Origin of the sequence: Sphingomonas sp. CBMAI 2297, assembly GCF_029870595.1 — a bacterium.
In the GTDB taxonomy this organism is placed as follows: Bacteria; Pseudomonadota; Alphaproteobacteria; order Sphingomonadales; family Sphingomonadaceae; genus Sphingomonas.
This window is the reverse complement of the sequence record NZ_JAPDIR010000015.1, coordinates 25,170-51,380: the sequence shown is the minus strand read 5'-3', so window position 1 is coordinate 51,380 and position 26,211 is coordinate 25,170. Positions and strand designations below refer to the sequence as shown.

Below are 26,211 nucleotides of genomic sequence, written 5' to 3'. Positions count from 1 at the left end.
GCGAAGCGGTTCCCTCACGCCGTGCCGCGCCCATCGGCGAGGCGCTGGAGGAATGCGTGGAGACGGCTGCTGTTGGCCGCCCAGGTGAAGGGCGCGGCGACGGCGCGAGTGTCCGCCGCGGCCGGCGGCGCGGCGATCAGCGCGCCCAGCGCTTCGGCAAAGGCGGCGGGGGTGCGCGGGACGATGCGGCCCGCCGCCGGCGCGGTGACCACCTGGCGGGCGCCGCCGACATCGGGGATGACGATCGGAGCGCCGCTCGCCAGTGCCTCGAGCCATGCATTGGCGAGACCTTCGCGCTCGGAGGCAAGGGCCATCGCATCGGCGGCGGCGAGCGCGGCGGCGACGCGCTCGGGCGGGATCGCGCCGAGCAGCCTGACGCGCTCGCCCAGGCCCAGCCGCTCGATCCGCGCTTCCAGCCGCTTGCGGTCCGGGCCTTCGCCCGCGATCCACAGCGTGACGCCGGGCAGCGCCGAGACGGCGTCGATGACGATGTCGTGCCCCTTGATCGGGATCAGCGCGCCGACCGACAGGACGAGCGGCCCGGCGACGCCGAGCTCGGCCTTGGCGGCGGCGCGGTCGCGCGGCGCGAAGCGGGCCAGGTCCACCCCGGTGGTGATCGTCTCGATCTTCTCGCCCGGAATGCCCATGGTGATCATGTCGGCCCGCAGCGCATCGCTCACCGAGAGCACGCCGTCCGCGCCCCGGCCGGCGGCGATCACCTGCGGCCCGATGGCCTTGCGCCGGCCCCAGTCGTGAATGTCCGAGCCGCGCGCCTTGATCGAGACCGGCACGCCGAAGCGCCTGCCGAGCAGGACCGCGGCGGGGCCGTCGGGGAAGAAGAATTCGGTCGAGATCACGTCGAACGGAAATTCCCCGCGGATCGCGCCGAGCAGCGGGGTGAGCGCCGCGGCGAGGGCCCGGGCATGGAAGCGGCCGCCGGTGCCCGGCAGGTTGCGGAAGCGGGGGCGATGGACCGTCAGCCCGTGCCACGTTTCCCGCTCCGGCAGGGCGGCGAGGCGGGCATAGCGGGAAAGCCGTGCCAGCGGCCAGGGCGGCAGGCCGAGCGGCGCGACGACGCGGACCGCCACATCCTCCCGCTCCGCCAGCGCCCGGGTCTGGCGCTCGACGAAGATGCCGAAATTCGGGCGCGAGGCATCGGGAAAGAGCGTCGAGAGAACGAGCACGTGAAGCATGGCACCCCTTTGTAGCCGGCAAGGGTTAACGGGCCGCTCGCCATGCGAAAACGGTTCGCCCGGCGCGTTCTTCCGGGCGAACCGTTTCTGTTACCGGCGGGGGATCAGCGGCAGCGGCGCTTGCCGCTGCGCTCGATCTCGCGGCCCGCCACTGCGCCGGCCGCGGCGCCCAGCAGCGTGCCGACGGTGCGGTCGCCACGGGTGTCGATGGTGCGGCCGACCAGCGCGCCGGCCACGCCGCCGACCACCAGGCCGGTGGTGCCGTCGGGCTTGCGGCAATAGCTGCGGCCGTCCCGCCCGCGCCATTCGCGATAGGCATAGCGCTTGCGATAGCCGCGATCCTGCGACCAGTTGCCGTCGGCACCTGCCTTGGCGACGGGTGCGGCATTGGCCGCGATCGGAACCAGGCCGGCCGACGGCACGGCAACGGCGATCGCGCCGAGCGCGAGAATGAGTTTCCGCATGTTATTACACTCCTGATGCACTTTGGGGCAAACCGGAAGGCCAACGTTTCGGTTCCGAACTAGTTTCATGAACGGAAAACAACACGCCGTTCATCGGAGGGAAGGAAAATGGACGAGGCACGGGCAATCATCGCGCGGCTGGGGCTGGCGCCGCATCCCGAAGGCGGCTGGTATCGCGAGACCTGGCGGGCGGCGCCGGGCGCGGACGGGCGGGCCCGGGGAACCGCGATCCACTTCCTGCTCGAACAGGGTCAGCGCTCGCACTGGCACCGGGTGGATGCCGACGAATGGTGGCTCTGGCACGCCGGCAGCCCGCTCGCGCTCCACATCGCCGACGCGGCGGACCGCGATCCGGCGACGATCCGGCTTGGCGGCGACGTGACCGCCGGCTATGCGCCCCAGTGCCTGGTCCCGGCGAATCGCTGGCAGGCGACCGAAGCGCCGCACGGATGGGCGCTGGTGAGCTGCATCGTCGTTCCGGGCTTCGATTTCGCCGGGTTCGAATTGGCACCTCCCGATTGGGCTCCGCGCAATAATATTGCCTAGTTGTCCACATTATCCACAGTCTTCACAAGTTTGCAGGGGCATTTCGCGCTTTGCGCGACTCGGGTTCGATGACACCATCATGACTGTAAGCGGAACGGTCCGGCGGCGGGAAACCAAAGCAAGATCAGAGGTTTACACGGGCCGGAAACGGTGCAGGTGCCTTCGGGAAACCGCATTCGGTTACGGTTCGGGGATGCGAGGCGCCGGAAGTTGCGAAGCCGAAGTGCCGCCCAGGCGCTGCCGAGGTTTCGAGGGACGCCGGAGCACGGTTCGGCCGGAAGCGGAAGGCGATGCGCAAGCATTGCACGAAGCGGAAGGGCGAAGCGGAAAGGGGTCGGAACCCTGGTTCGCGGAAAGGGGTGCGCAAGCGCCCGGCTTCGGGAACGAAGGAACGATCTGCCGGGAGATTGGCCAGCCGGACGCGACGCGCAAGCGATGCGGAAGGATCTGGAGGGATCGAGCGGAGAGAAGCATCCAGCAAGGCTTCCGATTTCCGGCCCCCGGCCGGAGAGACGAAGCGGGCCGCCGAGGCTGGTAACCGCAACTCCCCTTCGGGGTGAGTGGACAACGGCCAGCCTCGACGACCGACCCGAGGCACGCATGCCCTTGCCGGCGCGCGCCGAGGATGCCGCCGAAACCATGCCGACGATCCGTCCGGATCCACGGCAGCAGTCCGGCGACACGGGGCCTGGCAGCAATGCCGGGCCCCTTTTGCGTTGCGCGGGGCGCAGGGTGGTGGCTGAGACCCGGGGTTTCTGGCTCGTGGCCGTCACCCCGGTTCCTCCGGCATCGGCACCGCTGCGGCGGCTCGCGACGGGCCGTGCCACGCACCGGGCGTAAGCGCCTGAAACTGTTGCCGTCATCTGAAACTGCTTCCGTCATCCCCGCAAAGGCGGGGAGCCAGGGCCAGGAACAATGGCCGTGAGGCGCGCTTTGCCATCTCCGGCAACCCGGCGCGCGATTGCGTCGATCGTCCTCCATTGCCCCGGGTCCCTGCCTTTGCGGGGATGACGGGGTTTGCCGATTGGGTCGTGACCCTTGGCGGATCGACATCTGGAGCGAGGCAGCCGAGGCGGCCTCATGCATCCCGTCACCCCGGCCTTGCGGCGGGGGCCACCGGGAAGCAGGGAGGTCCCGGTGCCGGACTCGCGGCACCATGGACCCCGGCACCGGGTCGGGGTGACGGATATGGGAGGCCGAAGCGCCCGAAGGCCGATGGCGCTTGTCCTCCCGGAGCAAATCCCCTTCCGTCATCCCCGCAAAGGCGGGGAGCCAGGGCCAGGAACAATGGCCGTGAGGCGCGCTTTGCCATCTCCGGCGACCCGGCGCGCGATTGCGTCGACCGTCCCCCATTGCCCCCGGTCCCCGCCTTCGCGGGGATGACGGAAACGAATACCGAATCCCCAGGCTGGGGCATCCCGGGCCGGCGCCGCCGCCATTCGGGGGCCGCCGCAATGCGCGGAAGTTTACGAAACATACGCCACGGGGCCCCCGTTTTCCCGTCCCATGCGCCGGGCGGCGGCGGGGCCGCTGGGCGGGGGAGAGGAAGCCGGCTTGCATCCATCAGCATGGAGCAGGCGAAACCCTACATTGCAAGCATCGCGCCCGCCGGGTCGTCACCCCGGCCCAGGGCCGGGATGACGATGACGGGCCAGACGCCGCTGGCGAGGCTCAGAGCAGCGTCGCGTCGAGGCTGCTCTCGGCCTTGAGCAGCTTGGAGACCGGGCAATTGGCATGCGCGCCCGCGGCCAGCGCTTCGAACTGCGCCTGGGCCAGGCCGGGGACGCTGGCCTTGAGCGTCAGGTCCGAGCGCGTGATGGTGAAGCCGTCGCCATCCTGCTCGAGCTTCACCGCGGCCCGCGTCTCCAGCGAACCCTCGCTGAAGCCGGCCCGGGCCAGGGCGAAGCTCAGCGCCATGGTGAAGCAGCCGGCATGGGCGGCGGCGACCAGCTCCTCCGGATTGGTGCCGGGCTCGTCGGCGAAGCGGGTGTTGAAGCCGTAGAACTGGTCGGTCAGCACGCCCGACTGGGTGGTGATATGGCCCTTGCCCTCCTTGCCGAAGCCTTCGTAGCGGGCAGTCGCGGTACGGGTCGTCATGTCGTGGATCTCCCTCTTTGCCGGGCCCCTGATCTAGGGAATCCGGGGCCCGGCTTGAAGGCCGTCCGTTCGCGCTAGCGGCAGCGTGCCTCGCCCTTCTCCACCGAGGAGCCGACCGCGCCGCCGGCCGCCGCGCCGAGCAGCGCGCCGAGCAGTTCCGAGCCGCCCGGTGCGATCGCCGCGCCGAGCAGGCCGCCGGCCACGCCGCCGACCACCAGGCCGGTGGTGCCGTCCGAGCGGCGGCAATAATAGCGGCCGTCCTGGCCCCGATAGACGCGGTCGTTGCGGCCCAGCCGATATTCGCGATAGCCGCGGCCCTCGCGATAATAGCGATCGGCATAATAGCCGCCGTACGACGGATCGGGGCGGTTATAATCATAGTCGCGATAGCCATAGCCGCCGCCGGGCCGGGTATCGTAATCGGTGCAGCCGGCCAGCGCCGTCGTGGCCGCCAGGCCGAGGATCAGGATGCGCATCGGTCTCTCCTCCGTGAACCCGCTCGCCTGGGGAATGCATGGGGGGCGGAAAAGGTTTCGCCTCCATCACGAATTTGGCGAGCGGCGGGGCGGGCGTCCTGCCGCGCCCCGCCGCTTGCTTCAGCTCTTCTCCTTGCCGGTGCAGGCGCCGGCGCGCTTGGCGTCGATCGTCATCGCCATGGTGCCGGCCTGGCCGCCGCTCGACCTCACTTCGGTGTGATAGGAATCGGGGGAATAATTGCCCTTGATCGTCATGTCGCGCTTCTGGCCCGCGGTCTCGCAGGTCATCTTCGCGTCGATCGTGCCGCCGGCCATGGTGAAGTGATCATAGCGGCAGCTCTTGTCGCCGCCGAACATGCCGGCCTTGGGCGACTTGACGTCGGCCTCGGTCACGCAGCTGGCGAATTCCTGGCCCTTCATCATCTTGTCCTTCATCGTCTTCGCCATTTCCGGCGGCATCTTGTCCATGCCCGGCATGTCGAGATTGGTGATGGTGACCTTGCCATCCCAATGGCCCGGCGAGATGAAGCTGCCGGCGCCCTGGGCCGCGGCAACCTTGTTCGAGACTTCCTCGACCGAGGCATTCTCGGCCGTGACCTTGGGCCCGGAATTGCAGGCGGCGGCAGCCAGCGTCAGCGACAGCGGCAGCAGCATGGTGAAGCGCTTCATCGGAATCCCCTCTTTCTGTTGACCTGCCCCGGACGGGGCCATGCCTTGAACGCGGAAAAACGGCATGCGGCCCCGTCGCCGCGCTCGACTGGGCGCACGAGGAGACCGGATGGACGGAAGCGTTATGGAAAGGGATGGGCCGGGGCCAGGCCGGCATGCCGGCCCCGGGGGGAAAGCGCCGGCTCCTAGCCGAGCACCTCGATCGCCGCGGCGCGGGCAATGGCGCGCTGACGCTGGCTGGTCTCGAGGGGGAAGAGGCGGCGGTGCGGCGGAATGAAGGCCTCGAACGGCCGGCTGGCGCCGCGGGTAATCTGGGTTTCGTGGATCTTGTTGAAAAAGTTCATGTAGTTTCCTGTGTTGTTGACTGGATGGCCGGACTGGCCGCCGCTCGTGCAATGCGCGAGCTGACGGTACGTTCCTGGCGGACGGCCATTTCGAGCCATGCCGCTTCTGCCCGCAGCCGCTGTTCGCGGACATTGTCGAGCGTGGCGGCATCGGCCTCGGCACGGCATTTCGCCGCCTGAGCCCGGTAATCGGGTTGGTTTGCCACGGGTGCGTTCTCCAAGAGAGGACGTTGGGGTGGCGGCGCCCCCACGAGGGAGCGGAGGACGCCGCCGGCGGCCGGAGCCGCCTGTCGGAGTCCGTTATTCGGCCGGCGACAAATTGGTCGCCGAAAGGCGGCCGCGCTTGTCGTTCTCCAGCTCGTAGTTCACGCGCTGGTTCTGGCTGAGCGTGCTCATGCCCGAACGCTCGACGGCGCTGATATGGACGAAATGATCGTCCTTGCCGCCATCGGGCGAGATGAAGCCGAAGCCCTTCGTCGCATCGAAGAACTTGACGGTGCCGGTATGGCTCATGTGCTTTCTTCCTTATGTTATCGGCCGCGCTCAGTGCGAGCGGACCTCGCGCTGCAAGGGGCAGATGGAAGGAAGAGGGGCCGCAAAGCGCCGAAAACCGTCGAAATGCGACTGTAGCAAATGGCAAATGGGAAGGCGGCATCGCAAGTTCAAGCGGTGGCATCGGAAAATATCGTCCCGCCGTCATCTGTCCCCGGCGCGGCCAGCAAGGCGAACCAGCGATCGCGCGCCGCGTCTTCGACTTTCCGGCGCGCCGCCAGTCTGGCGCGGTACGGGGCATCGACCAGATATTCTTCCTCGGCGGTCAGCTCGCGCGAATATTCGTCATCGCCATAGGCGCCGTCCTCCTCGCCATGGAAATCCGCGGGCGGGGGGAAGCGGGTGTGCCATTTCTCGTCGTCCCCGTCCCACCAGACCGGCTCGTCCCCGGCGGGCCGGGGCGCCTCGGCGGGGGCGAAATCTTGAATCGCTTGATGGTCCGCGCGGGCGGGCGCGGGGGCGATCTCGACGAGGCCGGCGGCTTCGGCCCGCGCCCAGTCGGCGCCGGACCAATGCGCGCGGGCGGCGGGATCGAGATCGGCGAGCGGCCCGGCGAGGTCGGTATGGGTGCGCAGCCAGCTGTCGGCGCGGGCGAGGGTGCGGACGGGCGCGAGATCGTCCTCCCCGGCCGGCTCGATGCGGCGGGCGAGGAACAGGCCGGCGCGGGCTGGGCCGGCATCCCGGGCGACGAGATCGACATAGGCCTCGAACTCCTGCGCGACGAGGCGGGCGGCGGCGTGGGTGGTTTCCTTCGCCGCCTTGTCGGCCATGCGATCGAGGCGAGTGAGCATCGCCATGCCGAGCCGGTTGTCGATGCGGTGGCGCTCGACCTCGCTGCCGTCGGAGCGCGTGATCGTCTCGACGATGCCGTGGAGCGCGCGCTCCATCAGCGTATCGGCGAGGTAGTTGCGGGCGTGGAGCAGGGCCGCTTCCCAGCCGAGCGCGAAATGCGCGCCGCGCGCGGCGTGGCGAAAGGCATAGGCCGATTGCTGGGTGAGCCCGACCAGCCGGCACGCCTGGCCGACCGTGGCCCCCTCGGCGATGGCGCGCAGGAAGGCCGCCTGCTTCTCGCCGGACCAGCCGGCGATCCGCTGGGAAGGGGACTTGGTGTATTCGTCGAGCGGAAGCGCGGGGACTTCGGGGTCGCCATATTGGGGACGGGGAAGGAGCTGGTGATGGCGCATCGGGTGGTCCTCTCGGGTTGGTTTGAGGACCGGTTAGATATGCTGGAACGGGGAGTGTAGGACAGGGAGTTGTTTATGGTTTGTTCTTCTTTGTTGCGGCCCGTTCGTTGTTCCGGTAGTGGAAAGCCGAAATCGGTCTCGTGGGACCTCAAACTGCGGAGCTTATGAGGGCTCGTGGCCCCCACGCACCCTCCCACCGCCTTTGGCGGCGGGCCCCTCCCTTTCCCGCAGGCGGGAGATGGGGCCTTGGGATCACTCCGCCGCCACCGGCTCCTTCCCCTTTACCCCACCCCGCGCCAGCAACGGCGCCAGATACTTCCCCGTAAAGCTCCGCGCCACCTTCACCACGTCCTCCGGCGTGCCCTGCGCCACGATCTCGCCGCCCTTCACCCCGCCTTCGGGGCCCAGGTCCAGGATCCAGTCCGCCGTCTTGATGACGTCGAGATTATGCTCGATCACCACCACGGTATTGCCCTGCTCGACCAGCGCGTGGAGCACTTCCAGCAGCTTGCGGACGTCCTCGAAGTGGAGGCCGGTGGTGGGCTCGTCGAGGATGTAGAGCGTGTTGCCGGTGGCCCGTCGCGCCAGCTCCTTCGCCAGCTTCACGCGCTGCGCCTCGCCGCCCGAGAGCGTCGTCGCCTGCTGGCCGACCTTGACGTAACCCAGGCCGACCTCGGCCAGCATCGCCATCTTGTCGCGGATCGGCGGGACCGCCTTGAAGAACTCGACCGCGTCCTCGACGGTCATGTCGAGCACCTCGGCGATGCTCTTGCCCTTGAACTTCACTTCCAGCGTCTCGCGATTGTACCGCGCGCCGTGGCAGACGTCGCAGGTGACATAGACGTCGGGCAGGAAGTGCATCTCGATCTTGAGCACGCCGTCGCCCTGGCACGCCTCGCAGCGGCCGCCCTTGACGTTGAAGCTGAACCGGCCCGGCTTGTAGCCGCGCGCCTGCGCCTCGGGCAGCCCCGCGAACCAGTCGCGGATGCTGGTGAAGGCGCCGGTATAGGTCGCCGGGTTCGAGCGCGGGGTGCGGCCGATCGGCGACTGGTCGATGTCGATCACCTTGTCGAGATGCTGGAGGCCGGTGATCCGATCGTGCTTGCCGGCGAGCAGGCGGGCGCCGTTCAGCTGGCGCGCCGCGGCGGCATAGAGCGTGTCGATCGTGAAGCTCGACTTGCCCGAGCCCGAGACGCCGGTGATGCAGGTGAAGGTGCCGAGCGGAATGCTCGCGGTGACGCCGCGCAGGTTGTTGGCGGTGGCGTTCTCCACCGTCAGCTTCTTGCCGGTGCCCTTGCGGCGCTTCGCCGGCACCGGGACCTCGCGGGTGCCGTTGAGATAGTCGGCGGTCACCGAGCCCGTGGTCGCGAGGATATCGTCCAGCGTGCCGCGCGCTACGATCTCGCCGCCATGCACGCCGGCGCCCGGCCCCATGTCGAGGATATAGTCGGCGCTGCGGATCGCGTCCTCGTCATGCTCGACGACCAGCACGGTGTTGCCGAGGTCGCGCAGCCGCTTGAGCGTGGCGAGCAGCATGTCGTTGTCGCGCTGGTGGAGGCCGATGCTCGGCTCGTCGAGGACGTAGAGGACGCCGGACAGCCCCGAGCCGATCTGGCTGGCCAGGCGGATGCGCTGGCTCTCGCCGCCGCTGAGCGTGCCCGAGGTGCGATCGAGGTTGAGATAGTCGAGGCCGACATTGTTGAGGAAGCCGAGCCGCTCGTCGATCTCCTTGAGGATCGCGCGGGCGATCTCCTTCTGCTGGGGCGTCAGCGTCTCGGGCAGCGCCTTGAACCAGCCGAGCGCGTCGACCACCGAGAGGCGGGTGGCGTGGCTGATGTCCTCGCCCGCGATCTTGACCGCCAGCGCCTCGGGCTTGAGGCGGGCGCCGCCACAGGTCTCGCAGGGATGGGCCGCCTGGTATTTCGACAGTTCCTCGCGCATCCACGCCGATTCGGTCTGCAGCATGCGGCGGTTGAGGTTGCCGATCACGCCCTCGAACGGCTTCTTCACGTCATAGGACTTCTTGCCGTCGACAAAGGTGAGGGTGACCGGCTTGCCGCCGGTGCCGTGGAGGATGATCAGCCGGACCTCGCCCGGCAGGTCGCGCCAGGGCGTGTCGAGGCTGAAGCCGAACTCGCGGGCAAGGCTGCCCAGCACCTGCATGTAATAGGGGGAAGGCGGGTTGGACTTGGCCCAGGGGACCACCGCGCCCTTCTTGATGCTGAGATCATGGTTGGGGACGACCAGATCCTCGTCGAACACCAGCTTCTCGCCCAGGCCGTCACAGGCCGGGCAGGCGCCCTGGGGCGCGTTGAACGAGAATAGGCGGGGCTCGATCTCGGAAATGGTGAAGCCGCTGACGGGGCAGGCGAACTTCTCGGAAAAGACGATGCGGTTGTCGGGAATGCCGGCGCCCTTGAGCTGGCCGCCGGTGGCGTTGAACTCGGCGCGCGCCTCCTGGACGCGGGCACCGGTGACCTCGGCCACGGTCGCGTCCACGAGATCCACATAGGCCAGCCCCTCGGCGAGCTTGAGCGCGGTCTCGAAGCTCTCCGCCAGGCGGGTGCCGATATCGTCGCGCACGACGAGGCGGTCGATCACCACTTCGATGTCGTGCTTGTACTTCTTGTCGAGGGCGGGCGCCTCCTCGATCAGATAGGTCTCGCCGTCGATGCGGACGCGCTGGAAGCCGGCGCGCTGCCATTCGGCGAGCTCCTTGCGATACTCGCCCTTGCGGCCGCGCACGACCGGGGCGAGCAGGAGCAGCCGGGTGCCCTCGGGCAGCGCCAGGACCCGGTCGACCATCTGGCTGACGGTCTGCGCCGAGATCGGCAGGCCGGTGGCGGGCGAATAGGGAATGCCGACACGCGCCCAGAGCAGGCGCATATAGTCGTAGATCTCGGTGACCGTGGCGACCGTCGAGCGCGGGTTGCGCGAGGTCGTCTTCTGCTCGATCGAGATGGCGGGGCTGAGGCCCTCGATATGCTCGACATCGGGCTTCTGCATCAGCTCGAGGAACTGGCGGGCATAGGCGCTCAGCGACTCGACATAGCGGCGCTGGCCCTCGGCATAGATGGTGTCGAAGGCGAGGCTCGACTTGCCCGAGCCCGAGAGGCCGGTGATCACCGTGAGCGTGTCGCGCGGAATGTCGACGTCCACGCCCTTGAGATTGTGCTCGCGCGCGCCGCGGACGGAGATGGTAGTAAGTGCCATGCCGGGGGTTCTAGCTTTGTTCCTGGAGAGATTCCAGTGGGGAGATAGGAACGCCGGGCAGGCGATGCCAGTTGCCGCGCGTCCCGGACGGACGCGCGGGACCGGGCCGGGGGCGGCGCACCGCCCCCGGCGGCGGGATCGCCTGCCTTGTCGGCCCGGCCCGCCGCCTCGAACAGCTGGACGGCCGACAGTCCTTCGATCCGCGGCGGCGCGGGCGGGGCATCGGGAGCGGTCTGGGCATGCGACACCCCTGCCGCGAGCAACGTCGCCGCGGCGAGAAGCGCGGAAGCGAGGCGTGCGTGCGACATCGCCGATCAGTCGAGCGGCGGCGTTCCGGACACAGGCATGGGTGCAGGCGCGAACGCCCTCACACGAGATTTCATGATTTCCCCCTTTGCCGGCCGAATTACCCGTGCGCGCGCCGGCAGGTCAATTGAAATGGAAAAGGATCGCGGTCGCTTCCGAGGCGATGCTCCTGGCGAAACGCCCGGGTCTTTCCTTTCGCGAAGCTGCACGTGCATTTCACACGCCGTTCAGCGGCGGAGGCGGAAACCTGCGATAGGATGCAGGAGGGAGCAGGGCGATGCGGTTCGAGAGGATGATCCGGCTGACGATGCTGGCGGGGGCGGCGCTTGCGCTGCCCGGCGCGGGCGCGGCGATGGCGGCGCCGGGCGCGGGAATGGGCCAGTCCGCGCCGCAATCGGCGGACGATTATCAATGGATCGACCAGGCCGATGCGCTGTGGGACGCGATCGGCGACGCGCCGCCCGACTTCGCCTTCGCCTTCGAGGGCCAGGAGCCCTGGGCCTGGCAGACGACCGACGGCTATACGATCATCGTGGAGGATGCGGGCGCGGGCGGCATCCGCAGCTATTATTTCGCGCCCGGCGCCACGGGGCCGTTCCTCGCCGTCGAGCCGGGAATGAGCTTCGCCTATGTGCGCGGGCGGCTGGCCATGGTCTATGACGCCGATGGCGAGGCAGCGCCCCGGGCCGAGTTCGGCGATTATGACGATGCGGCCGGCGATCTCCATGCGCGCGCCGTGCGGCTGCGCGAGGCGCTGGCGGGGCGCGACTATCGCCCGGTCGATACCGATGCCTGGATCGATGCCAGCCCCTATCTGCTCAGCTTCATCCAGGTCTGGGACAGCGGGCGCAGCCGCTATCCGGGCTGGAGCCGCTATCACGCGCGCAGCGATGCAGCGGCCTGGCGGCGGCGCTTCGATGCCGAGCAGCGCCGCCGCCGCGAGGCCGCCGAACGCTTCCGCCATTGGCGCCAGGGCGGTTTCCAGGGGCCGCCGCCGGGCCGCTTCCATCCGCCGGGCCGGGGGCCGCATGGGCCGGGACGCCCCGGTGCCGGGCGTCCGCCACAGCCGGGTTGGGGCTGGTCGCGCCCGCCGGGCCGGCCGGGAACCAATCCGCCGCCCCGCCCGGGCATGCCGGGCGCGGAGCCCGGCGGCCCTCCGGTGCCGGGCCGGCCGCCGATGACGCGCCCCGGCGGCGGGCCGGACGGTCCGCGCCTGCCCGGCTGGCGTCGCGAACGCCCGGACATGCCGGCATCGCCCGGCACGCCCGGCGCGGGGCCGGATACCGGCAGTCCGCCGGCCCCCGGCGTCCGCCCGCCCCGGCCCGAGGGTGGCTGGAGCCGTCCGCGACCGCCGGCGGACGGCGGCAATGCGATGCCCGTGCCGCCGCGCCCGCCCCGTCCGGACGGCGGCCCCGGCTGGCAGCGGCCGGTGCCGCCGCCGGTGGTGACGCCGTCGCCCGCGCCTGCCCCACGGCCCGGAGTGGAGAACCCGCCCGCGCCGCCGGCATGGTCGCGCCCGCCCCGGCCCGAGGGCGGCTGGCAGCGGCCGGCGGCACCCCCGCCCGGCAGCGCGCCGCCGCCGCGCCCCAGCTACACGCCGCCGCCCAGCGCGCCGCCGCCGGCCGCGCGCCCGGCACCGCCACCGCGCCCGGCGCCGTCGCCGCGTCCGCCCAAATTCTCGAACGACGAAGCGGCGCCCTAGGTTGAGAACCCAGGCAAGCCCTTGAAACCGCACCCGTCATCCCCGCGCAGGCGGGGATCCGGGGCAGTAGGGGACGATCGACGCGATCCGCGGGTGCTTGCCGTCCTTGCCCCTGGCCCTGGATCCCCGCCTGCGCGGGGATGACAGGTGAAGGGGACGGTTGAAGGGATGGCTGGGATGACGCTGGAGAATATGAGTCCCCAACCTAGGCGCGGCGGAAGGGCAGCAGCGCCGCATAGCTGCTCAGCGGCGCGCTGCCGGGCAGGTCCGCGCCGCGCGCGAGCAGGAAGGCGTGGCGGACGATCTCGGCCTGCTGCTCGATGCCGTAGCGCTCGAACGGCCGGCCGGGCTCGAGCACATAGCCATAGCGGCAGAAGGGATGGCGCCGCAGCGGCAGGAACAGGCCCTGCTGATGTTGCCAGACATGGACGAGCTCGTGGACGAACAGCCCCTGCAGCGCGAGCGGCGCGGCGGCGAAATCCTCGCGGTACAGGCCCGAGGCGGGATTGAAATGGATCGTGCCCAGCGGCGCCATGGTGGTGTTGCGCGGCTGGAAGAATGCCCATTTGCGATTGGCGACGAAGGCGCGGGCCGGATCGAGCGCGTCGCCGAATACCGAGCGGGCGAGTTCGGCTTCGCCGGGCGTGAGCGGGCGGGAGGCGGGCATGCGCCCTAGATGGCGTGGGCCGGCGGGCTTGTCATCCGCGCGCCGCGCCGCCAGATAGCGCCTTCCCGAATTTCCAAGGAGTGAGCCGCCATGCGCCAGGAACCGATCGCCGTCCGCCCGATCGTCCCGTCCTGCCCGCAGGTGCCAAATGTCTTGCTTCGTAACCCTGGATTCGCTTGCCGCCGCTACGCCTGAGGGCGAGCCGCTCTTCGCCGGACTGACGCTGGCGCTCGGGCGCGAACGCACCGGACTGGTCGGGCGCAACGGCTCGGGCAAATCGACTCTGCTGCGCATCGTCGCGGGCGAGGCGCCACCCCTGGCGGGCAGCGTGGCGCGTGCCGGCCGCATCGGCGTGCTGCGCCAGGAATGGCCCGGCCATTGGTCCATCGGCGCGGTGCTGGGGGTGGACGAAGGGCTCGCGCGGCTGGCGCGGGCGCTGGCGGGCGAGGGCAGCGCGGAGGATCTGGCCGAGGCCGACTGGACGCTGGAGGAGCGCGTGGGCGCGGCGCTGGCCGAGGCCGGGCTGGGCGCGGTGGCGCTCGACCGGCGCGTGGCGACGCTCTCGGGCGGGGAGCGGACGCGCGTGGGAATCGCCCGGCTGCGCCTCGACGCGCCCGACCTGCTGCTGCTCGACGAGCCGACCAACAATCTCGACGCCGCGGGCCGCGCGGCGGTGGCGGCGCTGGTGGAGGGGTGGCGCGGCGGCGTGCTGGTCGCCAGCCATGACCGCGCGCTGCTCGAGCATATGGACAGGATCGTCGAGCTGACGCCGCTCGGCGTGCGGGCGTTCGGCGGGGGATGGTCCGGCTTCGCGGCGGCGCGGGCGGCGGAGCGGGCGCGGACGGCGGCCGAGGTGGCGCGGGCGGGCGAGCTGCTGCGCGGCGCCGAGGCGGAGGCGCAGCAGGCGCGCGAGCGCCAGGCGCGACGCGATCGCGCCGGGCGCGCCTATGCCGCGAGCGGATCGGCGCCGAAGATCCTGCTCGGGCGGCAGAAGGAGCGGGCGGAGAATTCGGCCGGGCGCGGGGCGGGCCTGGGCGAGCGGCTGGTGGGCGCGGCGGAAGCGCGGCTGGCGGCGGCGCGGGCCGGGGTGGAAGTGGTGGCGCCGCTGGTCATCGCGCTGCCCGGCACCGGCCTGCCGGCGAACCGGCGGCTGCTGGCGTTCGAGGACGCGGCGCTGGCGCGCTCGGGCCGGACGCTCGGGCCATGGCGTTTCGAGATCACCGGGCCCGAACGCGTGGCGGTGACCGGGCCCAATGGCGCGGGCAAGACGAGCCTGCTCCGGATGGCGGCGGGCGCGCTGGCACCCGATCGCGGCACGGTGCGGCGGGCCGAAGGGCGAGCGGCGATGCTCGACCAGCATGTCGGGCTGCTGGTGCCGGAGGCTTCGGTGCTGCAGAATTTCCGGCGGCTGCATCCGGGCGCGACCGAGCGCGAGGCGCATGCGGCCTGCGCGCGCTTCGCCTTCCGCAACCGGGACGCGCTGAAGCGTGCGGGCGACCTCAGCGGCGGCGAAAGGCTGCGCGCGGGGCTGGCCTGTGTGCTGGGCGGCGCGGCGGTGCCGCAACTGCTGCTGCTCGACGAGCCGACCAACCATCTCGACATGGAATCGATCGAAGTGCTCGAGGCGGCGCTGGCCGGCTATGACGGCGCGCTGCTGGTGGTGAGCCACGACCGCGCGTTCCTCGAGGCGATCGGCGCGGTGCGGGAGATCGCCGTCTAGCTCTGCGCCGTGATGGCCTGGACGTTGGAGAAGTCGGCGCGCGCGAGATCGGCGGCGGGAAGGAAGAAGTAGATCGCGTTGGCATCGTTGATCCACAGGTCCATCGCCTGGTTGGACTCGATGGTGAGCAGCGAGCGCCAGCTCGCGACGCCGGCATCGATCTCCACGCGATGGGACTGGATCCAGCGGACGAGATCGTCGTCGGCGGCGGACCAGGGGCGATAGATGCCGCCGCCCGCCATGCGCGATTCGATCCGCTTCGCTTCTTCCCAATCCTCCCAGCTTTTCCAGAGGCGCAGCGCCTGTTTGCCGGGGCGGCCGATCATGTGGAAATGGAGCTCCTCGCGCAGATCCTCGTGCCATTGGGCGTGACCGAGCAACTGGCCGATCGCGCCCGCCGGCGGGCCGAGGCCCAGCAATAGCGCGAGATGATCGGCCTCGGGCCATGCCCGCTCTATCTCTCCCATGAGCGCGTCGTCATGGTCGGGGAAGCTGAGCCCATGCTCGAAACGCGCGCCGACCGGATTGAAGCGCTCGACCCCGGATGGCGGCGGCGTGGGGCGCAGGGCGGTGCCGGGCGGGCTGTGAATCACGCGGGCGAGCATGCCGGAGCCGTCATCATCGGCTCGGGCCGCGAAGAAGGAGAGCAGGCCGGATGGCGGCAGGTCCGGCACCGTCGCATCCCCGGCGCGCGCGGGCAGCGCGACTTGCGCGTGGAAGCTGAGCGGCGTGGCGCCGGCTTGGGGCCAGGGCGTGCCGGGCGGCAGATCGGGGACGCCGCCGAAGCGCGTCGCGCCGATGGCGTCGCCGGCGGTGTCCGCGAAGACGGCCAGGCAGGGCAGCGCGCGGCGCGCCAGCCTGTCGGCGGCAGCGGGGGCATGCCCGGTTCGCGCGACCAGCGCATCGAGCGCGGCGCGATCCGCGATGCCGCGCGAAGGCGGGGGCGTTGCCGCGCGCGGGCCGCCGAACAGCCTGTTCAGCGCCGCCAGCACCGGCTTCAAAGCGGCTCGCCCAGATCCTCGTGCACCATGTCGATCTCGCGGACCCCGCGGTTGCGGCGGGCGGTGTTGACCAGCTCGCGCAGCTGCTCGCGGCGGGCGCGGGCCCGGGCGACGTCGCGGATCACCAGCGGCGCCGCGCGCGTGGTCTCGTCGGACGAGGCGATGCTGATCGTGCCGATGTCCGCCAGCTGGTTGACGATCGAGAAGTCGATGCGGACGTCCTTCACCCGATAGAGCTCGATCTCGTCGATCGACTTCTGGAGGATGCCCTTGTGGAGGATCAGCCGGTCCTCGGTGATCTCATAGGCGATGCCGAGATTCTCGAACCATTTGAGGATCAGCACCACGATCGCGACGGCGAACAGCAGCGGCGCGACCCAGGCGGCGCCGGCCAGCATGCCCTGGGCCAGGAAATAGAAGGTGCCGACCAGCCCGAGCAGCAGCAGGAAGCAGGTGCCCCAGCCGGCGAGCGTGCCGATCAGCCAGCCGAGCGTGGAGGAACGGAAGCGATCCAGGACTTGCGGCATGCGTGCGGGCCTCCCTGCGGTGTAGGCGCGCGAGGATAGCGGATGGCGCCGCCACATCAACTCGGGCGCGGGGCTCAGCTGCCATATTTGTCGCAGGTGGAGCGCGTGGCGGCGGGCGCGGGATTGAAGAGCTGCGAGAAGTCGCGCCGGTCGCGCACGATGAAGGAGGCGACATAGTGGAGCCGGGCCGGGCCCATGAAGCTGGACCCGAACAGGCGCTGATAGTCATAGTTGATCTCGACGAAGATCAGCCCCGAGCCGCTCGGCGCGGTGACGATGGCGCCCGGATCGCCCATGCCGGTGACGGTGGTGCCGGCATTCGTCCGGGTCGCGTCGGTGCCCGCGGTCGCGCTGGTGGTGCCGTAGCTCGAATCATAGCCGGTCCCGCTCTTCATCCCGAAGCAGCGTTGCCAGTGGATCCGCTGCACCGGCGCGGTGTCGTAGCTCTGCTGGATATATTCGAGGCTGGAGAGCGTCACCCGGCCATTGGCGCCTATACCGATCGCATTGCCCTGGAGGCGCGCGGCCTGCAGCGCGTTGTTGATGTCGAGCTCGCGCAGCTGGACGGTGGAGGCCGAGCTCATCAGGCCCAGGCGCGAGCCATTGTCGGCGAGGTTCGCGGCGATCTGGCTGACGCGCAGATTGGCGAGCGCGAGGTTCGCGGTCTCGACCCCGTAGCAGCCGAGCACCAGCACGACGGGAAGGGCGAGCGCGAATTCGAGCATCGCCACGCCCGACCTGGCGGCGGCGAAGCGGCGGAGCGGCGCGGGAACGCGGGACGGGTTCATGTGCAGATCGTCGCCGGCGTGGGGACGTTCTGGGTGGCATAGGGCTGGTTCATCAGCGTGGTGGTGGCGCTGAGCGTCGCCGTGCCCGGCCAGCCGAGCAGCCGGGCGACCGGGAAGAGGCGGCCATAAGTGATCGCCGCGGTGTAGACGGTGACGTCGTTGGGGCCACCCTGGCCCGCGCGGCCGGCATCGGCGTCCCATTGGCCGTTGCCGTTGACGTCGGTGTAGCATTCGCCCGGATCGCGCACGCCATTGCCGTTGGTGTCGACGAACGGCTCGGGCGCGACGGCGCTGAAGCTGGTGTAGCTGCTCCGGGTCGGATAGCCCGCGGCGAAGGTGGCGCCGGGGGCCACCGCCTGGACCTGGGCCAGCACGCGCGCATCGATCGAGGCGGGGGTGGCGCCCTGGATGCCGCTGTCGCGCCCCGCCTTCTGCACCGCGCCGGTGATCACCGACTGGACATAGGCCTGATAGCCCAGCTCCATCATGCCCATCATCAGGACCAGCATCACCGGCAGCACGAAGGCGAACTCCACCACGGTGGCGCCGCGCCGGTCGCGCAGGATCCGGGCGCGTCCGCCCGGGCTCATTGCGTCACCCGCAGCATCGCCACCTGCTTGGCGATGGTGGCGAACGCGGTCGACAGGCCCGCGCCGGTGGTGGTGGCGAGCGCCTGGTTGGTGGTGGTGGCGCAGGACTGCATCTGGGTGGTCGCGCTCGAATCGATCGTCACCGTCCAGATCTGGATGTTGCGCGCCTTGGCCGCGGCGCATTCCGCGAGGAAGCGGGCATTGTGATAGGCCTTCAGATTGGTGAAGTCGCCGCCGCTCACGCGCCGGTCGTAATATTCGTTGCCGTACATGCCGTAGATCGAGGTGCTGGGGGCCATGTCGCCGTCGGTGAGGAAGATGATCACCCGGTTGGGCGCCTGGCGCGACGGCCAGGGCGCGGTGTCCGCCGCGAAGATGCCGGTGGGCGAGAGCAGCCGCGTGCCCCAGATCATGCCGGTGTCGTGATAGGTGCCGCCGATCGGCCGGAAATCGCTGGCGTTGACATAGTTGGACACCTGCGTCCGCGTCATCACCGCCAGGCGCGAGACCGGCTTGCCGCACGAGACATAGCCGAGCTGGTAATAATAAGCGGTGCCGATGTTCGGGCTGCTGCTGCTGTCGCCGGTCGAAGTGGTGGTGGCGGTGCTCGAATAATTGTTGCGGGCATAGAAGAGCTCGGGCCACATCGGCTTCCACTGGGTGTCGATGTTCGAATTGGGCACGAGATCGGGATCGAGATCGGGCGGCAGCGTCGAGGTGTTGAAGTTCATCGTGCCGGCGGTGGTGGCGCGCTCCTCGAGGCAGCCGGTCCAGCGACTGGTCGCGCCGGTGGTCTTGCTCGGATCGGTGACGGTGCTGCCGGCGACGAAGCTGCGCACGTCGAAATTGAGCTGCTGGTATTTCCAGATCGGGATGCCGAGCAGGTTCCCGGTCTGGCTGCGCGATTCATAATTCCACTGCGTGTTCGCGCTGCCCGTGCCGCCGACCATATAGGCGGGGGACAGCGCGACGACCGCCTTCCCGGCGTTCACGGTGGAAGTGTAGGTGACGAAGCCGTAGCGGATATGGGTGGAGGGGTCCGCCGCGGCCGCGAGCGTGTCGTAGAAGTTCAGCACCGCCGAGCGCAGCGCCGAGATGCGCGAGCCGCTCTTCTCGGGAACGTAATAGGCCGTGCTGCCCGGATAGCCGGCGACGCTGTCATTGCCGCTGGCGGCGCCGTCGGCGGGGCGCGCATAGGAAGTGGTGCCGGCCGAGCCGACATAGTTGTTGCACGTATTGTCGTCGTCCTGCGGCAGGCAGGCCATCGAGCCGGTGGTGTCGAGCACGAAGATCACGTCGGTGTCCGCCACGTCGTAGCTCGCCTGGCAGGTGACGTTGAGCGTCTGGCTCGGCACACCGAACATCGACAGGATCGTCATCGGCACCACTGCCTGGGCGGTGCCGGCGACCTGCGCGTCGGAGGTCTTGCTGGGGTTGAAGCTGGCGGTGCTGGTCTTGAACCAGCCGGTGCGGAAATTGTTGTTGAAGAAGGTCTGGGCCTGGGCGGTCGCGGTCGCGTCGAGCGTGGTGTTGCCGACCGAGGTGTCGGTCATGAACTTGCGGCCGGCCAGCACGCCCGCGTCGCACGCCTGCTGGAGCCGCGTCTTGACGACATACAGGCGCGCCGAATCGATCGCGCAGCCGCAAAAGGCCGCCAGCGGGATGAGCGCGGCGGCCATCATCGCCAGGGTGTTGCCGCGCCGATCCCGCGCGAGACGCGCCATGAATCCCGCGGGACGTTGCCGATCCTGCTCCACGATACGCTCCGCACCGGGACCTGCTAAGGCCCACAATCTGGAGCATTTTTTCTTCTGAAACTGAAAAAGAGATGGTTTCCGCGGGGGTAGGGAATTCTCCCCCGCGGGTTTCTACGGAGGCGGCCCAAGCGCAGAATTCGAGCAGGGCGCTGATTTCCTTCGTAATTCCAATTTCCCTCGTCATCCCCGCGCAGGCGGGGATGACGGTGGGGTATATCGGCCGGGCCTAGCTCCCCGGCGCCGGATCGCCCGCGCCGACCACCTTCGCGTCGAGCTGGAGCGTCCTGCCGCTGGCGAAGGACAGCTGGAGCGGCACCGTCTGGCCGGGCTTCACCGCCGGCCCGATCGAGAAGAGCATCACGTGGCGGCCGCCGGGCGCGAAGGCGAGCTTGCCGCCGGCGGGCACGGCGACGTCCTTCAGCGGCGCCATCGACATCATGCCGTGCTCGCCCTTCATGCTCTCGTGCAGCTCGGCCTTCAGCGCGGCGCGCGAGGAGACGGCGAGCAGCGTGTCGGCGGTCGCGCCGCCCTGCACGGTGAAATAGGCCGCGCCCGGCTGGCCGGCGACGGCGGGCAGCCGGACCCAGGCATTGCCGGCGGCAAGCTCGCCCGCGGGCGCGCAGGCCGAAAGTGCCACCACCGTAACGATCGCCGAGAAACGCCGCATCCGCCTCACTCCCATTCCGGGAAACCCTCTAGAAAGCCCTGCTTCTTGCGGCAAGCGCATGTGCACCTATATCCGGCAGCGTGACCGGTTCTCCGCGCTGCCTCCAAGCAGGGGCGTGGGGGCCAAGTTTTTGATTTGAACTGGGGGCCAACGAGGGACCATGGCTAAAGTTATCGGTATCGACCTGGGGACGACCAACAGCTGCGTGGCAGTGATGGAGGGCGGCAAGCCCAAGGTCATCGAGAATGTGGAAGGCGCGCGTACCACGCCGTCGATCGTCGCCTTCGCCAAGGATGGCGAGCGTCTGATCGGCCAGCCGGCGAAGCGCCAGGCAGTGACCAATCCGGACAACACGGTTTTCGCGGTGAAGCGCCTGATCGGCCGCCGCTTCGACGATCCGGTGACCAAGAAGGACACCGAGCTGGTGCCCTACACCATCGTGCGCGGCGCCAATGGCGACGCCTGGGTGCAGGCCGGCGGCGAGGATTATTCGCCCAGCCAGATCTCGGCCTTCATCCTGCAGAAGATGAAGGAAACCGCCGAGGCGTATCTCGGCGAGAACGTCACCCAGGCCGTCATCACGGTGCCGGCGTACTTCAACGACGCGCAGCGCCAGGCGACCAAGGACGCCGGCAAGATCGCGGGCCTGGAAGTGCTGCGCATCATCAACGAGCCGACGGCGGCGGCGCTCGCCTATGGCCTCGAGAAGAACGACGGCAAGACGATCGCGGTCTATGACCTTGGCGGCGGCACGTTCGACATCTCGGTGCTCGAGATCGGCGACGGCGTGTTCGAGGTTAAGGCGACCAATGGCGACACCTTCCTGGGCGGCGAGGATTTCGACGCCAAGCTGGTGCAGTTCCTGGCCGAGGACTTCAAGAAGGCCGAAGGCATCGACCTCACCAAGGACAAGCTGGCGCTCCAGCGTCTGAAGGAAGCCGCCGAGAAGGCGAAGATCGAGCTTTCGAGCGCGCAGACCACCGAAGTGAACCTGCCCTTCATCACCGCCGACGCCAATGGGCCGAAGCACCTGGTGAAGACGATCAACCGCGCCGAGCTGGAGCGCCTCGTCGAGGACCTGATCCAGCGCACGCTCGAGCCGTGCCGCAAGGCGCTGGCCGATGCCGGCGTCAAGGGCTCGGCGATCGACGAAGTGGTGCTGGTCGGCGGCATGACCCGCATGCCCAAGGTCCGCCAGATCGTGAAGGAGTTCTTCGGCAAGGAGCCGCACACCGGCGTGAACCCGGACGAAGTCGTCGCCATCGGCGCGGCGATCCAGGCCGGCGTGCTCCAGGGCGACGTCAAGGACGTGCTGCTGCTCGACGTGACTCCGCTGAGCCTCGGCATCGAGACGCTGGGCGGCGTGTTCACGCGCATGATCGATCGCAACACGACGATCCCGACCAAGAAGAGCCAGGTCTATTCGACTGCCGACGATGGTCAGCAGGCCGTGACGATCCGCGTCTTCCAGGGCGAGCGCGAGATGGCGGCGGACAACAAGCTGCTCGGCCAGTTCGACCTGGTCGGCATCCCGCCGGCGCCGCGCGGCGTGCCGCAGATCGAAGTGACCTTCGACATCGACGCCAACGGCCTGGTCAACGTCTCGGCCAAGGACAAGGGCACCGGCAAGGAGCAGCAGATCCGCATCCAGGCCTCGGGCGGTCTTTCGGACAGCGACATCGAGCAGATGGTCCGCGACGCCGAGAATTTCGCCGAGGAGGACAAGAAGCGCCGTGCCGCGGCCGAGGCGAAGAACAACGCCGAGAGCCTGATCCACACCACCGAGCGCCAGCTCCAGGAGAATGGCGACAAGGTCGATGCCGGGCTGAAGGCGGAGATCGAGGCGGCGCTGGCCGAGGCCAAGGCCGCGGTCGATGGCGGCGACGCCGACGAGATGCAGGCCAAGAGCCAGAACCTGGCCCAGGTGGCGATGAAGCTTGGCCAGGCGATCTACGAGAAGCAGGCTGCCGAGCAGGCTTCGCCCCAGGCGAGCGCCGGCGCGGCGGCGGGCTCGGAGGCCGGCGGCGAGGAAGTCGTCGACGCCGAATTCTCCGAGGTGGACGACAACAAGGCGTAAGTAACACCCCCTCCCTCTCTCCGCATGCGGGGAGAGGGCCGGGGAGAGGGGGAGCAGGGGCGGCGATGCGGACGGTTCTCGCGGCGTGCCCCTCTCCCATAGCCTCTCCCCTGAAGGGGAGAGGGCTTTAATTGATGACCACCGAAGTCGATTATTACGAGCTGCTCGAAGTCGAGCGCACCGCGGACGACGTCACGCTCAAGTCCGCCTATCGCAAGCTGGCGATCAAATATCATCCGGACAAGAATGCCGGGTGCAAGGACCATGAGGCCAAGTTCAAGGCGATCAACGAAGCCTATGACTGCCTGAAGGATCCGCAGAAGCGCGCGGCCTATGACCGGTTCGGCCATGCGGCGTTCAAGAACGGCATGGGTGGCGGCGGCCATGGCGCGCAGCCCGATTTCGGTGCGTTCAGCGACATCTTCGAAAGCGTGTTCGGCGAGTTCATGGGCGGTGGCCGTGGCGGCGGGCGCCAGGTGCGCCGCGGCGCCGACCTGCGCTACGACATGGAGATCACGCTGGAAGAGGCCTTTCACGGCAAGACCAGCGAGATCACCGTCGATGTTTCCGGCCATTGCGACACTTGCGACGGCACCGGCGCCAAGCCGGGCACCGCCGCGCACCAGTGCAAGCAGTGCGGCGGGCACGGCAAGGTGCGCGCGCAGCAGGGCTTCTTCATGGTCGAGCGGACCTGCCCGGTCTGCCACGGCGCCGGCGAGGTGATCGAGCAGCCCTGCCGCGACTGCCGCGGCGAAGGGCGGACCGACAAGACCAAGACACTCAAGATCAACGTGCCGCCGGGCGTGGACGAAGGCACGCGAATCCGGCTGCAGGGCGAGGGCGAGGCGGGTGCGCGCGGCGCGCCGGCGGGCGACCTCTACATCTTCCTGCACGTCAGGAAGCACGCGATCTTCGAGCGCGAGGGCACGAACCTGTTCGCCCATGCGCCGATCAGCTTCACCACCGCGGCGCTGGGCGGCGAGATCGTCCTGCCCGGCCTCGACGGCGAGAAGCACGCCATCAAGATCGCCCCCGGCACCCAGAGCGGCCGCGAGGTGCGCCAGCGCGGCGCCGGCATGCCGGTGCTGCAGGGGCGCGGGCGCGGCGACCTGGTCGTCGAGCTCGTCGTCGAGATGCCGACCAAGCTGACCGCGAAGCAGCGCGAGCTGCTCGAGGAATTCCGCGCGACCGAGACGGGCGACGAATGCCCCCAGACGACCGGCTTCTTCGCCAAGCTCAAGGCTGCCCTGGGCTAGGTTGAGAACCCAAGCAGGCCTTTGAGCTTGCTTCCGTCACCCCCGCCTTCGCGGGGATGACGAGTAAGGGATAACGGGGATGACGAAAGAAATCACAGCCTTGATCGGATTTTGACTCTCGGGTCGGACCCAACCAAAAAAAACGCCGCCACCGACAGGTGCATTCCCTATCTTTTGCACCGCTTCGGTCCGGTGCGCTCCCATATGGGGTCTGCCGCGATTGCCATCGGGCATCGATAGTCGCCCCTCCTGGGGGAATCGGGGAGGCGTTCATGCGGGCTTGGCTGAAGGCATTGCTGGCGCGGCTGTTCGGCGGCGGGGCATCGAAGCCGGTGCCGTCGGGGCCACCGGTACTGGCGGAGGAAGCCGACCGGCCCGGCTCGCCGCCGCCTTCCGGCATGCAGCAGCTGCTGGTGATGAACGGCGTCTTCCCGCAGGACGGCCAGGCGCCGGCGCAATTCACTGTCGGCATGATCGAGAGCTTCGCCGGCAGCTACCCGGCCTATGGCGCCAGGCCGTGCACCGGCGGCACGCTGCCGATCATGGAGAACCAGCCGCTGACGGCGGTGATGGGAACCAGCTTCGGCGGCGACGGGATCACGACCATCGGCGTGCCCGACCTGCATGCGCGCGTGGCGATCGGCGGCGCGCCGGTGGGCGGGATGCGGCCGGGCGCGCTCGTCCTCGGCTGGCTGATCGCGATGGATGCGAGCGTCGAAGCGCCGCTGCCGGGAACGGTGACGCCGTTTTGCGGAACCGTGGTGCCGGCCGGCTGGGCGCCCTGCGCCGGCGCGACGCTGTCGGTCCAGCAATATGCCGCGCTGTTCGCGGCGATCGGCACCGCGTTCGGCGGCAATGGCGTGACGACCTTCCAGCTGCCGGACCTGAACGGCGCGGCGCCGGTGGGCCTGGGGCCGGGCATGGCGCTGGGCCAGAAAATGTCGGGCACGATCGGGGGGCTGGGCCTCAACTATATCATCAACACCGGCGATCTTCTGGCTCCCGGCAGCGGCGATGGGGAGCCGCCGGCCTGTTATGCCTATGCCGGGCAGGTGACTGCCTATGCCGGCGCGCAGATCCCCCAGGGCTGGGCGGCGTGCGACGGCAGCGTGCTGCCGATCTCGCGCTACCCGACCTTGTTCCAGGCGATCGGCGACATCTGGGGCGGTGACGGCAAGACGAGCTTCGGCCTGCCCGATCTGCGCGGCCGGATGATGCCCGGGGCCTGAGCCGCCGCGATTTCGTTACGTGAACGCAAGCTGCAAGACGAGTTCAGCATCGCATCAGGCCGAATCGCCTAGACCCATCCTCGTACCCGGTGCCCAGGCACCGGCCAAAGGAGGAGATAGATCATGCGTAAGACGCTTCTGGGCCTCGCGGCCATGGCCGTTGCCCTTCCCGCCCTGCCCTCGACCGCGATGGCGCAGCGTTATGACGGCTATCGGGGCGACGATGGCCGCTACGAGCGCGGCTATGACAATCGCGGCTACGACCGGGGCTATGACGATCGCGGCTATTATAACGGCCCGAGCTGGCGCGGCCGCGACGGCCGCAACTATTGCCGCCGTTCGGACGGCACCACCGGCATGCTGATCGGCGGCGTCGCCGGTGCGCTGGTCGGCCGCAGCATCGACCGCTATGGCGACCGCACTCCCGGCACGCTGCTCGGCGCCCTGGGCGGCGCGCTGCTCGGCCGCGCGATCGACAAGGACAGCAGCGGCGGCCGTCGCTGCCGCTAAGCCCCTCGGGGCCGCAAGCAGGAAGAAGGGGCCCGGCGGCAACGCCGGGCCCCTTCTCTTTGGGCGCGGGGCTCAGGCGGCGCGGGCGGCCTTGAGCGCGTTGCCCCACCAGGCGATCTCGTCGAACAAGGCGGCGCGGGCGGCGGCGAGATGGGGATAGTCGTCGAGCGTCTTGCCCTGCTGCAGGATGCCGAGGAACGGCTCCATGCCCACATTCACCTCGGCCCTGATCGGCGCCATGTGCAGCTCGACCGCGATGCCGCGCAGCTGCTCGATCGCGCGGGCGCCGCCGACGCCGCCATAGCCGACAAACGCCACCGGCTTGCGGCGCCATTCGAAGGTGGCCGAATCGAGCGCGTTCTTCAGCACCGCGGTGGGCCCGTGATTATATTCCGCGGCAGTGACGATGAAGCCGTCATACTTGCCGACCTTGTGGCGCCAGGCCTCGGCGGCGGGGTGCGAATAGACGCCCTGCGTCCAGGACGGGGGAACGGGCTCCTCGAACAGCGGCAGGTTCTGGTCGCGCAGATCGAGGATATCGAGCGTGAAGTCGTCGCGTCCGGCGGCGCCGGCGGCGATCCATTGGGCGGGAACGTCCGCGAAACGCTGCGGGCGCGTGCTGCCGATGATGAGTGCGAGGTTGAGCATGGAAATTTCGACCCTTTCCGGTTACGAA

25 protein-coding genes are annotated in these 26,211 nt (G+C 69.5%); 7 read left to right on the top strand and 18 right to left on the bottom strand.

All coding sequences use genetic code 11. The features are described from left to right. Window positions 1-14: 14 nt before the first annotated feature. Together OMP43_RS18270 and OMP43_RS18265 are read right to left on the bottom strand one after the other, a co-directional pair. A complete protein-coding gene (locus tag OMP43_RS18270; RefSeq protein ID WP_280280964.1) occupies window positions 15-1,193 on the bottom strand; it encodes a glycosyltransferase in 1,179 nt (392 codons plus the stop codon). 104 nt (window positions 1,194-1,297) lie between these two features. Then, the gene (locus OMP43_RS18265) at window positions 1,298-1,657 is read right to left on the bottom strand and encodes a glycine zipper 2TM domain-containing protein (RefSeq protein ID WP_280280963.1); all 360 of its coding nucleotides are present in this window, start codon (window positions 1,655-1,657) and stop codon (window positions 1,298-1,300) included. A 108-nt stretch (window positions 1,658-1,765) separates the two neighbouring features. Here OMP43_RS18265 and OMP43_RS18260 point away from each other — a divergent pair, with 108 nt between their 5' ends. Then, window positions 1,766-2,203 (top strand): cupin domain-containing protein, encoded by a 438-nt coding sequence (locus OMP43_RS18260; protein WP_280280962.1) that lies wholly within the window; start codon window positions 1,766-1,768, stop codon window positions 2,201-2,203. A 1,671-nt stretch (window positions 2,204-3,874) separates the two neighbouring features. Here the strand turns inward: OMP43_RS18260 and OMP43_RS18255 are convergent. The 8 genes from OMP43_RS18255 to uvrA form a co-directional block, all read right to left on the bottom strand. After that, the gene (locus tag OMP43_RS18255) at window positions 3,875-4,300 is read right to left on the bottom strand and encodes an OsmC family protein (RefSeq protein ID WP_280280961.1); all 426 of its coding nucleotides are present in this window, start codon (window positions 4,298-4,300) and stop codon (window positions 3,875-3,877) included. A 74-nt stretch (window positions 4,301-4,374) separates the two neighbouring features. After that, the gene (locus OMP43_RS18250) at window positions 4,375-4,776 is read right to left on the bottom strand and encodes a glycine zipper 2TM domain-containing protein (RefSeq protein ID WP_086130735.1); all 402 of its coding nucleotides are present in this window, start codon (window positions 4,774-4,776) and stop codon (window positions 4,375-4,377) included. Between the two features lie 120 nt (window positions 4,777-4,896). Further along, entirely contained in the window at window positions 4,897-5,445 is a 549-nt protein-coding gene (locus OMP43_RS18245) for a DUF3617 domain-containing protein (RefSeq protein ID WP_280280960.1), read from the bottom strand. A gap of 185 nt (window positions 5,446-5,630) precedes the next feature. Then, complete coding sequence (locus OMP43_RS18240; RefSeq protein ID WP_280280959.1) at window positions 5,631-5,789, bottom strand: hypothetical protein; 159 nt, start codon at window positions 5,787-5,789, stop codon at window positions 5,631-5,633. Then, complete coding sequence (locus tag OMP43_RS18235; RefSeq protein ID WP_280280958.1) at window positions 5,786-5,995, bottom strand: hypothetical protein; 210 nt, start codon at window positions 5,993-5,995, stop codon at window positions 5,786-5,788. Before OMP43_RS18235 ends, OMP43_RS18240 begins: the two co-directional genes overlap by 4 nt. A 94-nt stretch (window positions 5,996-6,089) precedes the next feature. Continuing rightward, on the bottom strand, window positions 6,090-6,302 hold the full coding sequence (locus OMP43_RS18230; RefSeq protein WP_280280957.1) for a cold-shock protein: 213 nt from the start codon (window positions 6,300-6,302) through the stop codon (window positions 6,090-6,092). Between the two features lie 149 nt (window positions 6,303-6,451). Further along, window positions 6,452-7,525, bottom strand: coding sequence for a hypothetical protein (locus tag OMP43_RS18225; protein WP_280280956.1), 1,074 nt, complete (start codon window positions 7,523-7,525; stop codon window positions 6,452-6,454). Between the two features lie 252 nt (window positions 7,526-7,777). After that, on the bottom strand, window positions 7,778-10,738 hold the full coding sequence (uvrA, locus tag OMP43_RS18220; protein WP_280280955.1) for an excinuclease ABC subunit UvrA: 2,961 nt from the start codon (window positions 10,736-10,738) through the stop codon (window positions 7,778-7,780). Window positions 10,739-11,321: 583 nt separating this feature from the next. Between uvrA and OMP43_RS18215 the strand changes: the two genes are divergently transcribed. Further along, window positions 11,322-12,746, top strand: a complete 1,425-nt coding sequence (locus OMP43_RS18215; RefSeq protein WP_280280954.1) for a hypothetical protein — start codon at window positions 11,322-11,324, stop codon at window positions 12,744-12,746. A gap of 205 nt (window positions 12,747-12,951) precedes the next feature. Here OMP43_RS18215 and OMP43_RS18210 read toward each other — a convergent pair whose 3' ends face one another. Next, a complete protein-coding gene (locus tag OMP43_RS18210) occupies window positions 12,952-13,413 on the bottom strand; it encodes a vgr related protein (protein ID WP_280280953.1) in 462 nt (153 codons plus the stop codon). A 148-nt stretch (window positions 13,414-13,561) separates the two neighbouring features. On the opposite strand from OMP43_RS18210, the gene OMP43_RS18205 reads away from it, so the two are divergent. Then, complete coding sequence (locus OMP43_RS18205) at window positions 13,562-15,133, top strand: ATP-binding cassette domain-containing protein (RefSeq protein WP_280280952.1); 1,572 nt, start codon at window positions 13,562-13,564, stop codon at window positions 15,131-15,133. On the opposite strand, the gene OMP43_RS18200 is transcribed toward OMP43_RS18205, so the two are convergent. The 6 genes from OMP43_RS18200 to OMP43_RS18175 form a co-directional block, all read right to left on the bottom strand. Next, window positions 15,130-16,125 (bottom strand): DUF1963 domain-containing protein, encoded by a 996-nt coding sequence (locus OMP43_RS18200; protein WP_280281039.1) that lies wholly within the window; start codon window positions 16,123-16,125, stop codon window positions 15,130-15,132. The genes OMP43_RS18205 and OMP43_RS18200 overlap by 4 nt on opposite strands. Window positions 16,126-16,130: 5 nt before the next feature. Next, entirely contained in the window at window positions 16,131-16,661 is a 531-nt protein-coding gene (locus OMP43_RS18195; RefSeq protein ID WP_280280951.1) for a PH domain-containing protein, read from the bottom strand. 74 nt (window positions 16,662-16,735) lie between these two features. Next, entirely contained in the window at window positions 16,736-17,449 is a 714-nt protein-coding gene (locus OMP43_RS18190; protein ID WP_280280950.1) for a hypothetical protein, read from the bottom strand. Continuing rightward, window positions 17,446-18,039, bottom strand: coding sequence for a TadE/TadG family type IV pilus assembly protein (locus tag OMP43_RS18185; protein WP_280280949.1), 594 nt, complete (start codon window positions 18,037-18,039; stop codon window positions 17,446-17,448). The genes OMP43_RS18190 and OMP43_RS18185 overlap by 4 nt, the downstream gene beginning before the upstream one ends. Then, the gene (locus OMP43_RS18180; RefSeq protein ID WP_280280948.1) at window positions 18,036-19,763 is read right to left on the bottom strand and encodes a pilus assembly protein; all 1,728 of its coding nucleotides are present in this window, start codon (window positions 19,761-19,763) and stop codon (window positions 18,036-18,038) included. Before OMP43_RS18180 ends, OMP43_RS18185 begins: the two co-directional genes overlap by 4 nt. 259 nt (window positions 19,764-20,022) lie before the next feature. Continuing rightward, window positions 20,023-20,463, bottom strand: a complete 441-nt coding sequence (locus tag OMP43_RS18175; protein ID WP_280280947.1) for a copper chaperone PCu(A)C — start codon at window positions 20,461-20,463, stop codon at window positions 20,023-20,025. 160 nt (window positions 20,464-20,623) lie between these two features. Between OMP43_RS18175 and dnaK the strand changes: the two genes are divergently transcribed. The 4 genes from dnaK to OMP43_RS18155 all read left to right on the top strand — a co-directional run bounded on the left by dnaK (window position 20,624) and on the right by OMP43_RS18155 (window position 25,535). After that, window positions 20,624-22,540 carry a molecular chaperone DnaK gene (gene dnaK / locus OMP43_RS18170; protein ID WP_280280946.1) on the top strand — a complete coding sequence of 639 codons (1,917 nt, stop codon included), beginning with the start codon at window positions 20,624-20,626 and terminating at the stop codon, window positions 22,538-22,540. Window positions 22,541-22,674: 134 nt separating this feature from the next. Continuing rightward, a complete protein-coding gene (gene dnaJ / locus OMP43_RS18165; protein ID WP_280280944.1) occupies window positions 22,675-23,796 on the top strand; it encodes a molecular chaperone DnaJ in 1,122 nt (373 codons plus the stop codon). 272 nt (window positions 23,797-24,068) lie between these two features. Further along, entirely contained in the window at window positions 24,069-25,025 is a 957-nt protein-coding gene (locus OMP43_RS18160; protein ID WP_280280943.1) for a tail fiber protein, read from the top strand. Between the two features lie 123 nt (window positions 25,026-25,148). Further along, the gene (locus OMP43_RS18155; RefSeq protein WP_275915680.1) at window positions 25,149-25,535 is read left to right on the top strand and encodes a glycine zipper 2TM domain-containing protein; all 387 of its coding nucleotides are present in this window, start codon (window positions 25,149-25,151) and stop codon (window positions 25,533-25,535) included. A 72-nt stretch (window positions 25,536-25,607) separates the two neighbouring features. Here OMP43_RS18155 and OMP43_RS18150 read toward each other — a convergent pair whose 3' ends face one another. Then, window positions 25,608-26,183: an NAD(P)H-dependent oxidoreductase gene (locus OMP43_RS18150; protein WP_280280942.1), complete on the bottom strand. Its 576-nt coding sequence runs from the start codon at window positions 26,181-26,183 to the stop codon at window positions 25,608-25,610. Window positions 26,184-26,211 lie beyond the last annotated feature (28 nt).

Coding starts and splice junctions, on each gene's coding strand:
- OMP43_RS18210 (WP_280280953.1), bottom strand. CDS start 13,413: ATGCCCGCCTCCCGCCCGCTCACGCCCGGCGAAGCCGAACTCGCCCGC.
- OMP43_RS18265 (WP_280280963.1), bottom strand. CDS start 1,657: ATGCGGAAACTCATTCTCGCGCTCGGCGCGATCGCCGTTGCCGTGCCG.
- OMP43_RS18205 (WP_280280952.1), top strand. CDS start 13,562: ATGTCTTGCTTCGTAACCCTGGATTCGCTTGCCGCCGCTACGCCTGAG.
- OMP43_RS18270 (WP_280280964.1), bottom strand. CDS start 1,193: ATGCTTCACGTGCTCGTTCTCTCGACGCTCTTTCCCGATGCCTCGCGC.
- dnaK (WP_280280946.1), top strand. CDS start 20,624: ATGGCTAAAGTTATCGGTATCGACCTGGGGACGACCAACAGCTGCGTG.
- OMP43_RS18215 (WP_280280954.1), top strand. CDS start 11,322: ATGCGGTTCGAGAGGATGATCCGGCTGACGATGCTGGCGGGGGCGGCG.
- OMP43_RS18190 (WP_280280950.1), bottom strand. CDS start 17,449: ATGAACCCGTCCCGCGTTCCCGCGCCGCTCCGCCGCTTCGCCGCCGCC.
- OMP43_RS18195 (WP_280280951.1), bottom strand. CDS start 16,661: ATGCCGCAAGTCCTGGATCGCTTCCGTTCCTCCACGCTCGGCTGGCTG.
- OMP43_RS18185 (WP_280280949.1), bottom strand. CDS start 18,039: ATGAGCCCGGGCGGACGCGCCCGGATCCTGCGCGACCGGCGCGGCGCC.
- OMP43_RS18255 (WP_280280961.1), bottom strand. CDS start 4,300: ATGACGACCCGTACCGCGACTGCCCGCTACGAAGGCTTCGGCAAGGAG.
- OMP43_RS18230 (WP_280280957.1), bottom strand. CDS start 6,302: ATGAGCCATACCGGCACCGTCAAGTTCTTCGATGCGACGAAGGGCTTC.
- OMP43_RS18225 (WP_280280956.1), bottom strand. CDS start 7,525: ATGCGCCATCACCAGCTCCTTCCCCGTCCCCAATATGGCGACCCCGAA.
- OMP43_RS18150 (WP_280280942.1), bottom strand. CDS start 26,183: ATGCTCAACCTCGCACTCATCATCGGCAGCACGCGCCCGCAGCGTTTC.
- OMP43_RS18155 (WP_275915680.1), top strand. CDS start 25,149: ATGCGTAAGACGCTTCTGGGCCTCGCGGCCATGGCCGTTGCCCTTCCC.
- dnaJ (WP_280280944.1), top strand. CDS start 22,675: ATGACCACCGAAGTCGATTATTACGAGCTGCTCGAAGTCGAGCGCACC.
- OMP43_RS18175 (WP_280280947.1), bottom strand. CDS start 20,463: ATGCGGCGTTTCTCGGCGATCGTTACGGTGGTGGCACTTTCGGCCTGC.
- OMP43_RS18250 (WP_086130735.1), bottom strand. CDS start 4,776: ATGCGCATCCTGATCCTCGGCCTGGCGGCCACGACGGCGCTGGCCGGC.
- uvrA (WP_280280955.1), bottom strand. CDS start 10,738: ATGGCACTTACTACCATCTCCGTCCGCGGCGCGCGCGAGCACAATCTC.
- OMP43_RS18180 (WP_280280948.1), bottom strand. CDS start 19,763: ATGGCGCGTCTCGCGCGGGATCGGCGCGGCAACACCCTGGCGATGATG.
- OMP43_RS18240 (WP_280280959.1), bottom strand. CDS start 5,789: ATGAACTTTTTCAACAAGATCCACGAAACCCAGATTACCCGCGGCGCC.
- OMP43_RS18260 (WP_280280962.1), top strand. CDS start 1,766: ATGGACGAGGCACGGGCAATCATCGCGCGGCTGGGGCTGGCGCCGCAT.
- OMP43_RS18160 (WP_280280943.1), top strand. CDS start 24,069: ATGCGGGCTTGGCTGAAGGCATTGCTGGCGCGGCTGTTCGGCGGCGGG.
- OMP43_RS18245 (WP_280280960.1), bottom strand. CDS start 5,445: ATGAAGCGCTTCACCATGCTGCTGCCGCTGTCGCTGACGCTGGCTGCC.